The 12,280-nt window shown below is 45.1% G+C and carries 15 protein-coding genes; 9 read left to right on the forward strand and 6 right to left on the reverse strand.

Features of this window, described 5'->3' with window-relative positions; translation table 11 throughout:
- Positions 1-10 precede the first annotated feature (10 nt).
- From VC82_RS06255 to VC82_RS06265, 3 genes are all read left to right on the forward strand, one after another.
- A complete protein-coding gene (locus tag VC82_RS06255; RefSeq protein ID WP_045801609.1) occupies positions 11-778 on the forward strand; it encodes an enoyl-CoA hydratase/isomerase family protein in 768 nt (255 codons plus the stop codon).
- Positions 779-923: 145 nt separating this feature from the next.
- Entirely contained in the window at positions 924-2,105 is a 1,182-nt protein-coding gene (locus VC82_RS06260) for a Gfo/Idh/MocA family protein (RefSeq protein WP_218917639.1), read from the forward strand.
- A 21-nt stretch (positions 2,106-2,126) separates the two neighbouring features.
- Positions 2,127-2,894 (forward strand): UDP-2,3-diacylglucosamine diphosphatase, encoded by a 768-nt coding sequence (locus VC82_RS06265; RefSeq protein WP_045801610.1) that lies wholly within the window; start codon positions 2,127-2,129, stop codon positions 2,892-2,894.
- Positions 2,895-3,120: 226 nt separating this feature from the next.
- Here the strand turns inward: VC82_RS06265 and VC82_RS06270 are convergent, their stop codons facing one another.
- From VC82_RS06270 to VC82_RS06280, 3 genes are read right to left on the reverse strand one after another with little or no spacing between them, the layout of a single operon-like run.
- A complete protein-coding gene (locus VC82_RS06270) occupies positions 3,121-4,371 on the reverse strand; it encodes an MFS transporter (protein WP_045801611.1) in 1,251 nt (416 codons plus the stop codon).
- Between the two features lie 6 nt (positions 4,372-4,377).
- Positions 4,378-6,066 (reverse strand): single-stranded-DNA-specific exonuclease RecJ, encoded by a 1,689-nt coding sequence (gene recJ / locus VC82_RS06275; protein ID WP_045801612.1) that lies wholly within the window; start codon positions 6,064-6,066, stop codon positions 4,378-4,380.
- A gap of 9 nt (positions 6,067-6,075) precedes the next feature.
- Entirely contained in the window at positions 6,076-6,504 is a 429-nt protein-coding gene (locus tag VC82_RS06280) for an OsmC family protein (RefSeq protein WP_045801613.1), read from the reverse strand.
- A gap of 49 nt (positions 6,505-6,553) precedes the next feature.
- Here VC82_RS06280 and VC82_RS06285 point away from each other — a divergent pair, with 49 nt between their 5' ends.
- From VC82_RS06285 to VC82_RS06295, 3 genes are all read left to right on the forward strand, one after another.
- Positions 6,554-7,156, forward strand: a complete 603-nt coding sequence (locus tag VC82_RS06285; protein WP_045801614.1) for a carboxymuconolactone decarboxylase family protein — start codon at positions 6,554-6,556, stop codon at positions 7,154-7,156.
- A gap of 140 nt (positions 7,157-7,296) precedes the next feature.
- Positions 7,297-7,707, forward strand: a complete 411-nt coding sequence (locus VC82_RS06290; RefSeq protein ID WP_045801615.1) for a hypothetical protein — start codon at positions 7,297-7,299, stop codon at positions 7,705-7,707.
- Positions 7,704-7,901, forward strand: a complete 198-nt coding sequence (locus VC82_RS06295; protein ID WP_045801616.1) for a helix-turn-helix transcriptional regulator — start codon at positions 7,704-7,706, stop codon at positions 7,899-7,901. The genes VC82_RS06290 and VC82_RS06295 overlap by 4 nt, the downstream gene beginning before the upstream one ends.
- Here VC82_RS06295 and VC82_RS06300 read toward each other — a convergent pair.
- The 3 genes from VC82_RS06300 to VC82_RS06310 form a co-directional block, all read right to left on the reverse strand.
- On the reverse strand, positions 7,885-8,460 hold the full coding sequence (locus VC82_RS06300) for a uracil-DNA glycosylase family protein (RefSeq protein WP_045801617.1): 576 nt from the start codon (positions 8,458-8,460) through the stop codon (positions 7,885-7,887). The two genes, VC82_RS06295 and VC82_RS06300, sit on opposite strands and share 17 nt — an antisense overlap.
- The gene (gene rsmI, locus VC82_RS06305; RefSeq protein ID WP_045801618.1) at positions 8,460-9,131 is read right to left on the reverse strand and encodes a 16S rRNA (cytidine(1402)-2'-O)-methyltransferase; all 672 of its coding nucleotides are present in this window, start codon (positions 9,129-9,131) and stop codon (positions 8,460-8,462) included. The genes VC82_RS06300 and rsmI overlap by 1 nt, the downstream gene beginning before the upstream one ends.
- Before the next feature lie 67 nt (positions 9,132-9,198).
- Positions 9,199-9,885, reverse strand: a complete 687-nt coding sequence (locus tag VC82_RS06310) for a hypothetical protein (RefSeq protein WP_045801619.1) — start codon at positions 9,883-9,885, stop codon at positions 9,199-9,201.
- A 156-nt stretch (positions 9,886-10,041) separates the two neighbouring features.
- Here VC82_RS06310 and VC82_RS06315 point away from each other — a divergent pair, with 156 nt between their 5' ends.
- The 3 genes from VC82_RS06315 to mscL all read left to right on the forward strand — a co-directional run bounded on the left by VC82_RS06315 (position 10,042) and on the right by mscL (position 12,254).
- Positions 10,042-10,686, forward strand: a complete 645-nt coding sequence (locus tag VC82_RS06315) for a thymidine kinase (RefSeq protein WP_045801620.1) — start codon at positions 10,042-10,044, stop codon at positions 10,684-10,686.
- Positions 10,679-11,785 (forward strand): alanine racemase, encoded by a 1,107-nt coding sequence (alr, locus tag VC82_RS06320; protein ID WP_045801621.1) that lies wholly within the window; start codon positions 10,679-10,681, stop codon positions 11,783-11,785. The genes VC82_RS06315 and alr overlap by 8 nt, the downstream gene beginning before the upstream one ends.
- A gap of 73 nt (positions 11,786-11,858) precedes the next feature.
- Entirely contained in the window at positions 11,859-12,254 is a 396-nt protein-coding gene (mscL, locus tag VC82_RS06325) for a large conductance mechanosensitive channel protein MscL (RefSeq protein WP_045801622.1), read from the forward strand.
- Positions 12,255-12,280 lie beyond the last annotated feature (26 nt).

Raw genomic sequence — 12,280 nt, forward strand, 5'->3', positions numbered from 1 at the left:
AAACAAGATTATGGGAACAGACCGCCCCAACGGAAGTCTATACACCAAAATTGAAAACAGGATCGCCACCATTGAATTCGCACACCCGGCAAGCAATTCGTTCGTATCGGAAATGTTGAAACGCTTGGCCGATGAATTCAATACGCTCTCCAAAAACCCTGAAGTATCCCTTGTACTTTTGAAATCAGAGGGTGAGCGTGCCTTTTGTGCCGGGGCATCTTTTGACGAGTTGTTGGCCATTTCAAATTCAAGTGAGGGCAAGGCCTTTTTTAGCGGTTTTGCGCACGTAATCAACGCCATGCGAACCTGTAAGAAGCCCGTTATTGGCCGGGTGCAGGGCAAAACCGTTGGTGGGGGCGTAGGGCTGGCCGCCGTCTGTGATTATGTGTTTGCCACAGAGGCCGCTGCCGTCAAGCTGTCTGAAATTTCCATTGGAATTGCACCCTTGGTCATTGCCCCCGCTGTTGAGAGAAAAATTGGAAAGGCTGGTTTGGCAGAGCTTGCCTTATCGCCGACCGAGTGGAAAAATGCCTACTGGGCAAAGGAAAAAGGCCTTTATGCCAAGGTTTTTCAATCCACAAAGGAAATGGACAAAGAGCTGGATTTCTATCTTCAGAAGATGGCGTCCTATAACCCCGAAGCATTGGAAAAGATGAAAAGGGCCCTATGGATCGGAACAGAACATTGGGATGCATTGTTACTGGAACGGGCAGAGCAATCAGGACAGTTGGCCTTATCAGAAGATACCAAAAAAACCCTCGCCGCCTTTAAAAAGTAATCTATGGACATCCTATCCATTTTAAACAGTGACCTTCTGCTGCCCCTGCTGGCCATTTTGGTCATTGCCGCTTATATAGTTTTGCCCGCATTGGAAATAACCAGCGCTTCAAACGTTAATAGCAGAACATCTCAAACTCCTTAAGATGACCCAATTTCTTCGACCGATCGGCTTCGCCATTTTCTTGGCTATTTGCATGGGCCACACAGAAAAACCATCGCTGAAAACTGAAAAGTCAAATCATTCAATACAAGAATCTGCCCAAGACCTGAAAGAGCCCCTAAAAGTGGCCGTAATCGGTCTGACGCACACCCATGTCCACTGGATATTGGGCAGGGAAAAACTTGGTGATATTGAGATTGTGGGCATTGTAGAGCCTAACCGTGAGCTGGCAAAAAGGTATGCAGAACAGCATGGATACTCAATGGATATTGTCTACGATTCAATGGAGGCTCTTTACGAAAAAGTCAAACCAGAAGCGGTTACCGCCTTCAACTCCATTTATGGACATCTGGAGGTGGTGAAGTTTTTTGCGCCGAAAGGGGTACACATTATGGTCGAAAAGCCCTTGGCGGTCAGTTGGCAAGACGCACAGAAGATGGCGTCCTTGGCCCGAGAACACAAGGTACACCTGCTCACGAATTATGAGACCTCTTGGTACGGTTCTAACGAAAAGGCATATAAACTGGTCAAAAATGACCAGATAATTGGCCCTATACAGCGGCTAGTTTTTCACCATGGCCATCCAGGACCAATTGAGATTGGATGCAACGATGAGTTTCTAGAGTGGCTGACAGACCCCATATTGAACGGTGGGGGTGCACTGACCGATTTTGGGTGTTATGGCGCAAACCTCGCCACATGGCTTCTTGAGGGTCAGGCGCCCGAAAAGATTACCTGTGTCACCAGACAGTACAAGCCCCAATTGTACCCGAAAGTGGAAGACGATGCCTCCATTGTACTTGACTATGCCGATGTACAAGTAATCATACAGGCCTCTTGGAACTGGTCCCACAACCGAAAGGATATGGAAATATATGGCAAGAACGGCTATGTTATCTGTAAGGATGCCGAGCGGATAGAGGTACTCGAAAATGAAAAGGAAGGTCCCAAAGCTTTGCGCGCCCAACCAATTGCAAAAGGCGTGCATGACCCTTTCGCCTACCTGTACCAAGTGGTAAAGCATAAGATGCCGGTCGACTCGTTCGGTGTATCTTCCCTCGAGAACAATTTAATCGTGACACAGATTTTAGAGGCGGCCAAACATTCGGCCAAAACGGGAAAGACAGTGATATGGAAAGACTTTTTCACAGGTTCTACCCCCTAAGTTTGTATTTTTGACAACTAGATGGACCCAATAACTCTTTCAAAAGGCAAAAAGATTTACTTCGCCAGTGATAACCATCTTGGGGCGCCTTCGGCAGTAGAGAGCCTTCCGCGAGAGAAAAAATTTGTCGCCTGGTTAGACCTTGTAAAAAAAGATGCCGAGGCCATCTTTCTAATGGGCGACCTTTTCGACTTTTGGTTTGAGTACAAAAAGGTTGTGCCCAAAGGCTTTACTAGAACCTTGGGGAAACTGGCCGAGCTTACTGATTCTGGTATTTCTGTATTTTATTTTGTGGGCAACCATGACCTGTGGATGAACGGTTACTTTGAAGAGGAACTGAACATTCCCGTATTTCGTAGGCCACAAGAGCTAACTATCAACAATACTGCTTTCTTTATCGGGCATGGCGATGGCCTTGGTCCCGGCGACAAGGGCTTCAAGCGAATGAAAAAAGTATTTACCAACCCCTTCGCAAAATGGTTGTTTCGTTGGTTGCATCCTGACCTAGGCGTACGGTTGGCACAATATCTTTCGGTCAACAACAAGATTATTTCTGGAGAAGCCGATGCACAGTATTTGGGTGAAGACAAAGAATGGCTCGTTCAGTACTGTAAGCGCAAACTTGAAGGGCAACACTATGATTATTTTGTGTTTGGTCACCGCCATTTGCCGTTGGAAATCGACCTCAACGGAAAATCAACATATGTTAATCTCGGTGATTGGATAAAATACTTTACCTACGGTGTTTTTGACGGGGAAGAGATGAAGCTTTTGACCTTCAACGATTAGGGTGCCAACCCAATATAACATGTAATCTTTTTCTTATAATAAAAAGTGGCTTTTCACAACATTTTTTTATGCCCTTTCTGGACATACATTAATTTTATGTCGTTGTTCATAGAAAGAGGCCAAAATCTTTCTTAACCTAAAAACTGAGTGTAAACATCTATGCTGAGGCAAACCCGAATCTTTAGACCTACAACCAGAAAAAAAGATCCTTGAAAAAGGATCTTTTTTAGTTATGTTCTTCCACATCTGCTGAGAGATCGAGCTTTCTAAAATTAGGAGCGAACATAGCGGTCGCCCCTGCGGTCAATATGGTCATACACCCCCCAAAGACAACCGCAGTGACAGTGCCCATCAATTTGGCCGTCACACCACTTTCAAACGCTCCCAGTTCATTGGAAGAGCCAACAAAAATCGAATTCACCGAGGCCACACGCCCCCTCATGTTGTCAGGTGTCTTTAACTGCAGTATGGTTTGGCGTATGATCATTGAAATCCCATCAACGGCCCCACTCAAAAACAACGCCACCACAGAAATCCAAAATATTCTTGAAACCCCGAACACTACTATGCATAGGCCAAAACCAAAAACAGCCCACAGCAGCTTTTCACCTGCCTTTTTGTGCAGGGGAAACCTGGTGGACCCCAACATGGTAATCGAGGCCCCTACGGCGGGTGCGGCCCTTAAAATGCCAAAACCCTCAGCGCCCACATGCAAAATATCCTGTGCATAAATGGGAAGCAGGGCCACTGCCCCACCGAACAATACCGCCACCATATCAAGGGTTAGGGCTCCTAAAATCGCCTTAGTGCCAAAAACAAACCGGAGCCCGTCTTTTAGGCTTTGTAGTACGGGCTCACCCAACTTCGGGTTCATGATGGGTTTTTTTGAAATCTTGAAAAGAAAGAGCAGGGCCATTATCGAAAAGAAAAATATAAGGCACATAGACCAATGAACCCCCATCCACCCAATGGAGAACCCCGCCAATGCCGGGCCCAAAACAGAGGCCAACTGCCATGTGGAGCTGCTCCAAGTCGCTGCGTTTGGGTAAATCTTCTTAGGAACGATCAAGGCAATCAATGAAAAGATAGTGGGGCCCAAAAAGGCACGGACAATCCCGCCCAGAAATACCAGTCCATAGATAGTGTACAAGACCGTTTTTGCCGGCAATATCTCTTCTAGCCCTGGGTCAGTAATGATAAAGAGCCCCAAACTGATTACGGAAAAACCAAGAATACATTTGACCAAAAGATTTCGTTTCTCTTTTTGGTCAACGATATGGCCCGCGAAAAGCGCCATGGATATTGCAGGTATGATTTCCATCAAACCGATAATGCCCAACGAAAGGGGGTCTTTTGTGAGGGAATATACCTGCCACTCAATAACTATAAACTGCATTGACCAAGCAAAGACCATGGCAAAGCGCACCATCAAAAAAATGTTGAATTCTTTAAAGCGCAATGCTGCGTAAGGATCCATAACGCATCAACGTATATCGCGGAGTTTCAATTGGAGACTTACCTGACCATTCCACTCGTTTTCGTCCAAAGAAAAAACTATGTCAAAGCTGTTTTTGTTCTTCACCACTTCCAGTTTATCCCCAAGATTGAAACCGATGGCCCCAATGGGCTTCGACCCTTTTTGGGTTAGTGTCAGTTTCAGGTGTTTGCCATCTTCACCCACGCCTTTTGCATAGCCCGTATCTTGAACGCCCCTGGCCAAAAAAACGGGTGTCATGTTCCCGGGGCCGAAAGGGGCAAATTGGCGGATGATCCGCATCAATTTTGGTGTAATCTGTCGTAGTTCTATTTGGGCATCGATATTGATTTCTGGGGTCAACAACAGGGGGTCTATGGTTTCAGAGACCACTTTTTCGAACCGTTGCTTAAAGGTCTCAAATTGTTCTTCGAGCAAGGTGAGCCCAGCAGCGTACTTATGGCCCCCGAACTGCTCTATACAATCTGCGCAACCCTCCAGGGCCTCATAAACATCGAATCCTTTCACAGATCGTGCCGATGCAGCAAGTTTGTCACCACTTTTGGTGAAGACCAAGGTAGGCCTATAGTAGGTTTCTGTCAACCGCGAAGCCACAATGCCAATGACCCCCTTGTGCCATTGCTCGTTATAGACCACTGAAGTGAACCGTTTTTCTTCTTTATTGTCCTTAATTTGCTGTAAGGCCTCTTCGGTGATTTCTTGGTCAAGACCCCTTCTATCTGTATTAAACTGTTCTATCTCTTCGGCAAACTTTTTTGCCTGATCATAATCTGTTTCGGTGAGCAGGTTGACGGCATGCTGGCCATGCTTTATTCTGCCAGCGGCATTTATTCGTGGTGCAATGATAAAAACCACATCGGTAATGGTCAATGTACGTTTTTTGATTTGGTCGATGATGGCCCGAAACCCAATTCTCGGATTTGAATTGATGACCTGAAGTCCGTAGAAGGCCAAGATCCTGTTCTCACCTGTTATGGGAACAATATCAGCGCCTATAGCCGTGGCGACCAAATCAAGGTAAGGAGTTAGGTCATCGATGGTTTTTGCCTTTTTATGGGCCAACGCCTGTATCAGCTTGAACCCCACACCACAACCACAAAGCTCTTTGTACGGATACTCACAGTCTTCTCTTTTGGGGTCCAATACCGCTGCAGCTTGCGGCAGCCTATCACCGGGCCGGTGGTGATCGCAGATAATGAAATCTATTCCCTTGCTCTTCGCGTAGTTGACCTGCTCAATGGCCTTGACACCACAATCAAGGGCAATGATCAGCGAAAAGCCATTGTCGTCGGCAAAATCAACTCCCTGAAAAGAAACCCCATACCCCTCGACATAACGGTCAGGAATATACGTGGCTACGTTTTCATGACAATTGCTCAAGAAAGTGTACATAAGGGCTACTGCCGTGGTGCCGTCAACATCATAATCGCCGTACACCAAAATATTTTCATTGTTGGTGATAGCCTTTTCGATGCGCTCCACAGCCGCACCCATGTCTTTCATCAAAAAAGGGTCGTGTAGATCTGAAAGTTCAGGTCTGAAGAACTTTTTAGCATCCCCATAATTGTTGATTCCCCGCTGAAGCAACAGATGCGCAACCAACCCATCGACTTTCAGTTCTTTGGAAAGGCGGTCAACTTCTGACCGTTCAGGTTTCGGTTTGATCGTCCAGCGCAATCCCTTGAATTATTTGTGATGAAAAATGGTTTCAATCTCAAGTTCGGCAAATTGTCTGAACATCTCCATAACACCACAGTACTTTTCTACCGACAAGTCTATTGCCCTTTGCAGCTTGCCCTCATTGAGGTTAGACCCATAAAAATAGTATTCAATTCGAACCTTGTTATAATACTTGGGGTGCTCATCGGTCAAATTAGCAATGGTCTCAATATGAAAGTCGTCGACTTCCAACTTCATTTTTTTGATCAGCGAAGCCACATCCAGTCCAGAGCAACCGGCCAAAGCCGATAGCATCAAGGCCTTTGGCCGAAGGCCTTCGCCTTGGCCCCCATCTTCGGTTCCAGCATCAATCTTCAAATGTAGTCCGGATGGATTATTGCTCTCAAAGGCCATTTGCCCGAGCCACTTAGTGGAAACATGGTTTGTTGTTGCCATAAAATTTTGTTTCTTGTAAAAATCAAAAATACAATAAAATCAACCCCCGATGGCACTAGTAGAACCCTTAGACCCAAACCATGACCCCGAAACCAAACAACTGGCCGAATTCTTTAACGAGACCTTGGGCTTTTGCCCAAATTCAGTCTTGACCATGCAGCACCGGCCGGCAATTTCAAAAGCATTCATCAATTTGAACAAAGCGGTCATGGCCAATGAGGGACGGGTCACCTCAGCCCTAAAGCGTATGATTGCCTGGGTCAGCAGCAATGCCACCGGTTGTCGCTACTGCCAGGCCCATGCCATTCGTGCCGCTGAACGCTACGGCGCCAGTCAAGAACAATTGGACAATATTTGGGAGTACCGCACCCACGAGGCCTTTTCAGATGCCGAACGCGCTGCATTGGACTTTGCCCTGGCCGCCTCACAAGTGCCGAACACCGTAAATGCAGACATCAAAAAGCGGCTGCACGAACATTGGAACGATGGTGAGATTGTTGAAATGCTGGGGGTTATAGCACTCTTTGGTTATTTGAACCGTTGGAACGACTCTATGGGCACCTCAATCGAAGAGGGAGCAGTAGAAAGTGCGGAGCAATATTTGGGGAAATACGGCTGGGAAAAGGGTAAGCATGATGGGTCTATATACTAGCTGTTAGATACAAGATCGCTTCGCTTTTAGGTTTTTTGTTTGTCATTTTTATTTAAGCAAATTTTAGTATAGCTGTTTTAAAGAAAATAATTGTTGATATTTTGTAAAGTTTTATTTACTTTTAGTAAAAAAATGTAGAAATGGATTTTCAAATATTGCCAAATTGGTTCAAGAAAATAGGTCTAATGCTTTTTGTCATTGCTTCATTGTTAACTGCAGGAGATTCATTTATGGATGGACTTAGAGGGACGCCAAGCGGTACTCACCATTATTTAAAAGATTTATATGGAGAAAACCTATACAGCATCCTATACATCTTACCCACCCTTGGCCTTTTGATATATATGTTTTCAAAAGAGAAAATCGAGGATGATTATATCAAACTTATAAGATTGAAATCATATCAAATAACCATTACCATTTTCCTTTTGATCGCCTTTGTTGTTCATATTTTTGACCCCTCTATTAAATTTAAGGTTGAGGTAGTATTATCTCTGTTCATGTGTCTGTTTCTTCTCATATTTTATTTCAATAAAAATCAAGAGCTTTGAAAAACCTTGTTAAAGTAGAACGGGCTCGATTAAATCTTACCCAGGCTGAACTAGCAGAGAAATTGGGGGTTTCCAGACAAACTATTCATGCCATTGAAAAAAACAAATTCAATCCCTCCGTTGTTTTAGCCATAAAGATGGCTCGCTTGTTCAATTTATCAGTGGAAGAACTTTTTTTTATTGACGAAGAATAGTCTCAACTATTTTCTTTAAATGGGGTAAGATGTTTTCATCAAACCACGGGTTTTTGCTTAACCAAAACCTGTTTCGCGGCGATGGGTGGGGCAGTACAAAATAATCGGGCAAGTAGTTTTTATAATTCTTGACTGTTTCGGTAAGGTTCTTTTCTTTTTTGTCGCCCAAATAATGGTGTTGAGCATATTGCCCGATCAGAATGATCAACTGCAAATTGGGCATTTGTTTTAGCAGCGGCCCATGCCATAATGGGGCACATTCGGGGCGTGGCGGCAAATCACCGGATTTCCCCTTTCCAGGGTAGCAAAAACCCATAGGAATCAACGCTATCTTGGTTTCATCATAGAAATCCTCGTCGCTGACCCCCAGCCACTTTCTGAGTTGCTTTCCGCTGGGGTCATCCCACGGTACTCCTGTTTGGTGTACCTTTTTGCCCGGTGCCTGTCCGATGATAACGATTTTGGCTTCCTTATGGGCGGTAACAATGGGGCGAGGCCCCAAGGGCAGATGCTTTGTGCAAACAGTGCATCTTCTGATATCAGATAGCAGTTTTCGCATTATTTCCTTCCCTCGACCACAATTACAAACTCCCCTTTGGGAGGATTTTCCATAAAATGCTGTAGTACCTCTGAAATGGTTCCACGAATGGTTTCTTCATATAGCTTGGTGAGCTCTCTTGAGACCGAAACGCGACGGTCTGCCCCAAAGTGTTCAACGAATTGGCCAAGGGTCTTGACCAGTTTATGGGGCGATTCATAAAACACCATGGTGCGGATCTCTTCGGCCAATTGTTGCAAGCGGGTCTGCCGCCCCTTTTTAATGGGCAGAAAACCCTCGAACACAAAACGATCGTTCGGCAGACCACTATTTACCAATGCCGGAACAAAAGCGGTGGCTCCCGGCAAACATTCTACGGCTACCTCGTATTCAAGACAGGCACGAACCAGTAAAAATCCGGGGTCAGAAATGGCGGGTGTACCAGCATCTGAGATAAGGGCATGGGTTTCGCCGGCCAGCATTCGATCTACCAGCCCATTTACTGTTTTATGCTCGTTGTGCATATGGTGGCTCAGCATAGGGGTATTGATGTCGAAATGCTTTAGAAGCTTTCCACTGGTACGGGTATCTTCGGCAAGAATCAGGTCTGCCTCTTTCAGCACCGCTATGGCCCGAAGGGTCATATCCTCTAAATTACCGATAGGTGTCGGCACCACATACAGTTTTCCCATTTTCTAAAAATAAAAAACCAACTACGCACCGGCAATTGGTCTTTTGTTTTTGAGCAAACTTTTAATGCTAAGAAAATTTTCGTGAGATAAGGGTCTTGAACCTTGTCTCGTATTCTTCCTTTCCTTCCCAATTATTGTATTCGGGCTTCACCATATTATCGATGAACGATAAGGATCGTTCTTCACTTTCAATGGTATTCAATTGCGAAATGACACGATTGTACTCTTCAACATTGTCATTGAACAAATGCTTCACGAAGGCAAGGCGGTCGTTGAGCCCAATTTGAAGTTTCTTGGTGTTCAGCTTATCGTTTAGCGATTTCTGCTTGGGTTTTTCGGTTTTGGTGTCGGGCACTTCAGGGGTCAAGATTTCCTTATCGCTTTTCATGTTGCCGGGCTTGGCGATGAAATCTGAAAAAATATGCTCAATGGCCTCACTGGGCATCTCAGAAACCATGTCTTTGATGGTCTGCATTCCCGGGGTGATGATATCTTCTTCGTGCGGGTTGGTCTCGGGTACAGAGGTGTTGCCGCTAAGAACGGAAGTGGCCATTTTTTCAAAGCGGGCCGCCAACACGTTTTTTGAAACATCAATCTCGACATCGTTCAATTTTTCTTCAATAAACTTTAAAACTGCCAACTTTTCATAAAGATCCCTGGCCCTTTCGTAGAGGTCTGCCAACTGGTGGTCTTCTGTCGAAGTTATGATGTCGGTCGAAAGTTTTACAAGCTCTTCCCTAATCTTTCGTTTCATCTTTCTGGTTCTTTGTATAAATGTACTACCAAAATCCGTGCCCCGTTTTGAATAAAAGGTTAAAATTTACCGTTAACCGAGCATGGATTTTTTAGTAATTTTAGGTTCTTCTTTAATAGAAACGTAAAACGGCTTACTTTCGTTTAAAAGTACAACATGTTTCTCGAAAACACGGTCAATCATAAAGAACAGTTCGGGTGGATAGAGGTCATCTGTGGGTCTATGTTCTCAGGTAAGACCGAAGAGTTGATCCGACGGTTGAAACGTGCCCAATTTGCCAAGCAAAAGGTTGAAATATTCAAACCTATTGTTGATACTCGCTATAACGAGGAAATGGTGGTGTCCCATGATGCCAATGAAATTCGCTCTACCCCTGTGCCCGCTGCCGCAAACATACGGCTGTTGGCCGATGATTGTGATGTGGTCGGCATTGACGAGGCCCAGTTTTTTGATGATGAGATAGTTACCGTGTGCAACGATCTTGCCAATAGGGGGGTCCGTGTGGTGGTTGCGGGATTGGATATGGACTTTAAAGGAAATCCGTTCGGGCCGATGCCTGCCTTAATGGCCACTGCCGAATATGTAACCAAGGTACATGCCGTGTGTACCCGCACCGGAAACCTTGCCAACTATAGTTTTCGAAAATCGAATGACGACAAACTGGTGCTTTTGGGCGAAACCGAAGAGTACGAGCCCTTGAGCCGGGCAGCATTCTACAAGGCCATGTTAAAAGAAAAACTGAATAAGATGGATGTCGAGGTGGAAGAAGTGGTAGCCAACAAAAAAGCTGCAAATGGGTAAGATTGGCGAGACCACACTTGAAATTGACCTTACTGCACTCGAACACAATTTCAATCACCTAAAATTACGGTTGCAACCGAAGACCAAGTTTTTGGCGGTAGTAAAGGCCTTTGCCTATGGGAGTGATATGGTCGCCATTGCACAAAAGCTCGAAAATCTCGATGTAGATTATTTTGCGGTTGCATATGTAAAAGAAGGGAGGGTGTTGCGAGATGCCGGCATTACAAAGCCTATTTTGGTGTTGCACCCGCAGATAGCCAATTTGGGCGAAATGATAGACCGTTGTCTAGAACCCAGTCTTTACTCACCCAGAATGCTTCGTGAATTTCTAAAGGTCGCTTCAGAAAAAGAGCAAAAAAACTATCCGGTACACCTAAAATTCAACACGGGTTTAAACCGTTTGGGGTTTTGGTCAACAGACGTAGATTACATTCTTGAACAATTGAAAGACAGGGATGCACTGAAGGTAATTTCTGTCTTTTCACACTTGGCCGCCTCAGAAGATTCCGGTGAGCGTGAATTCAGCCTTCGACAAATCGACACTTTTAAAAGAATCAGTGTTGAAATCTCCCAGAAACTGGGTTATCAACCCATGCGCCATATATTGAACACCTCGGGAATCATCAACTACCCCGAAGCACAGTTTGAAATGGTGCGCAGCGGAATCGGATTGTACGGTTATGGCAACGACCCCAAAGTTGACCCCCAGCTTCGCCCGGTAGCGACCCTAAAAACCATTATCTCGCAATTGCACAAAATTGAGCCCGGCGAGAGCGTTGGGTACAACAGGGGCTTTGTCTCAGATGGCTACCGCATCACCGCGACCCTACCAATTGGCCATGCCGATGGTATCGGCCGCCAATATGGGGGCGGTAAAACATTTGTTCTCATAAATGGTAAAAAGGCCCCGATCATAGGCAATGTGTGTATGGATATGATTATGGTCGATGTCACGGATATCGACTGTAAGGAAGGAGATGAGGTTTTGGTATTTGGCGGTGATCTTTCGGCCGAGCAGTTTGCGAATACCGCCAATACCATTTCGTATGAACTATTGACGGCCATATCACCCAGGGTACATCGTATCATTATTGTATAAAATCCTTAAAATGAGGGTAGACCACTTTTTTTTGGCTACATTGCATACCAATAACCATTAATACTTTATTCAGATGCTTAAAGAATTCAAGGATTTTGCCATGAAAGGAAACCTCGTCGACATCGCCGTTGGTTTCGTTATGGGTGCTGCTTTTAACAAAGTGGTGGCCTCATTTACCGGAGGTATTGTCTCTCCATTGATCGGTCTATTGTTCGATGCCGATTTCAAAGATTTAAAATACATAATCAAGGAAGGAACCATGAACGATGCAGGTGAAAAGGTGGGCGAAGTGGCTGTACTCTACGGCGATTTCATCACCAATGTAATCGACTTTATCATTGTGGCCTTTGTCATGTTCTTGATCGTGAAAGGTGTCAATAAGATGAAGAAAAAAGAAGAACCGGCACCCGATCCAGGGCCATCAGAAAAAGACCTTTTGATGGAGATTCGGGATGCACTGAAAAAATAATGTCCGTTCGGGCACGGCCCTGAAAA

The sequence above is a fragment of the Flagellimonas lutaonensis genome (assembly GCF_000963865.1).
GTDB classification, from domain to species: Bacteria; Bacteroidota; Bacteroidia; order Flavobacteriales; family Flavobacteriaceae; genus Flagellimonas_A; species Flagellimonas_A lutaonensis.

Coding starts and splice junctions, on each gene's coding strand:
- VC82_RS06315 (WP_045801620.1), top strand. CDS start 10,042: ATGTTTCTCGAAAACACGGTCAATCATAAAGAACAGTTCGGGTGGATA.
- VC82_RS06255 (WP_045801609.1), top strand. CDS start 11: ATGGGAACAGACCGCCCCAACGGAAGTCTATACACCAAAATTGAAAAC.
- VC82_RS06265 (WP_045801610.1), top strand. CDS start 2,127: ATGGACCCAATAACTCTTTCAAAAGGCAAAAAGATTTACTTCGCCAGT.
- alr (WP_045801621.1), top strand. CDS start 10,679: ATGGGTAAGATTGGCGAGACCACACTTGAAATTGACCTTACTGCACTC.
- VC82_RS06290 (WP_045801615.1), top strand. CDS start 7,297: ATGGATTTTCAAATATTGCCAAATTGGTTCAAGAAAATAGGTCTAATG.
- VC82_RS06260 (WP_218917639.1), top strand. CDS start 924: ATGACCCAATTTCTTCGACCGATCGGCTTCGCCATTTTCTTGGCTATT.
- VC82_RS06280 (WP_045801613.1), bottom strand. CDS start 6,504: ATGGCAACAACAAACCATGTTTCCACTAAGTGGCTCGGGCAAATGGCC.
- mscL (WP_045801622.1), top strand. CDS start 11,859: ATGCTTAAAGAATTCAAGGATTTTGCCATGAAAGGAAACCTCGTCGAC.
- VC82_RS06310 (WP_045801619.1), bottom strand. CDS start 9,885: ATGAAACGAAAGATTAGGGAAGAGCTTGTAAAACTTTCGACCGACATC.
- VC82_RS06270 (WP_045801611.1), bottom strand. CDS start 4,371: ATGGATCCTTACGCAGCATTGCGCTTTAAAGAATTCAACATTTTTTTG.
- VC82_RS06300 (WP_045801617.1), bottom strand. CDS start 8,460: ATGCGAAAACTGCTATCTGATATCAGAAGATGCACTGTTTGCACAAAG.
- VC82_RS06285 (WP_045801614.1), top strand. CDS start 6,554: ATGGCACTAGTAGAACCCTTAGACCCAAACCATGACCCCGAAACCAAA.
- rsmI (WP_045801618.1), bottom strand. CDS start 9,131: ATGGGAAAACTGTATGTGGTGCCGACACCTATCGGTAATTTAGAGGAT.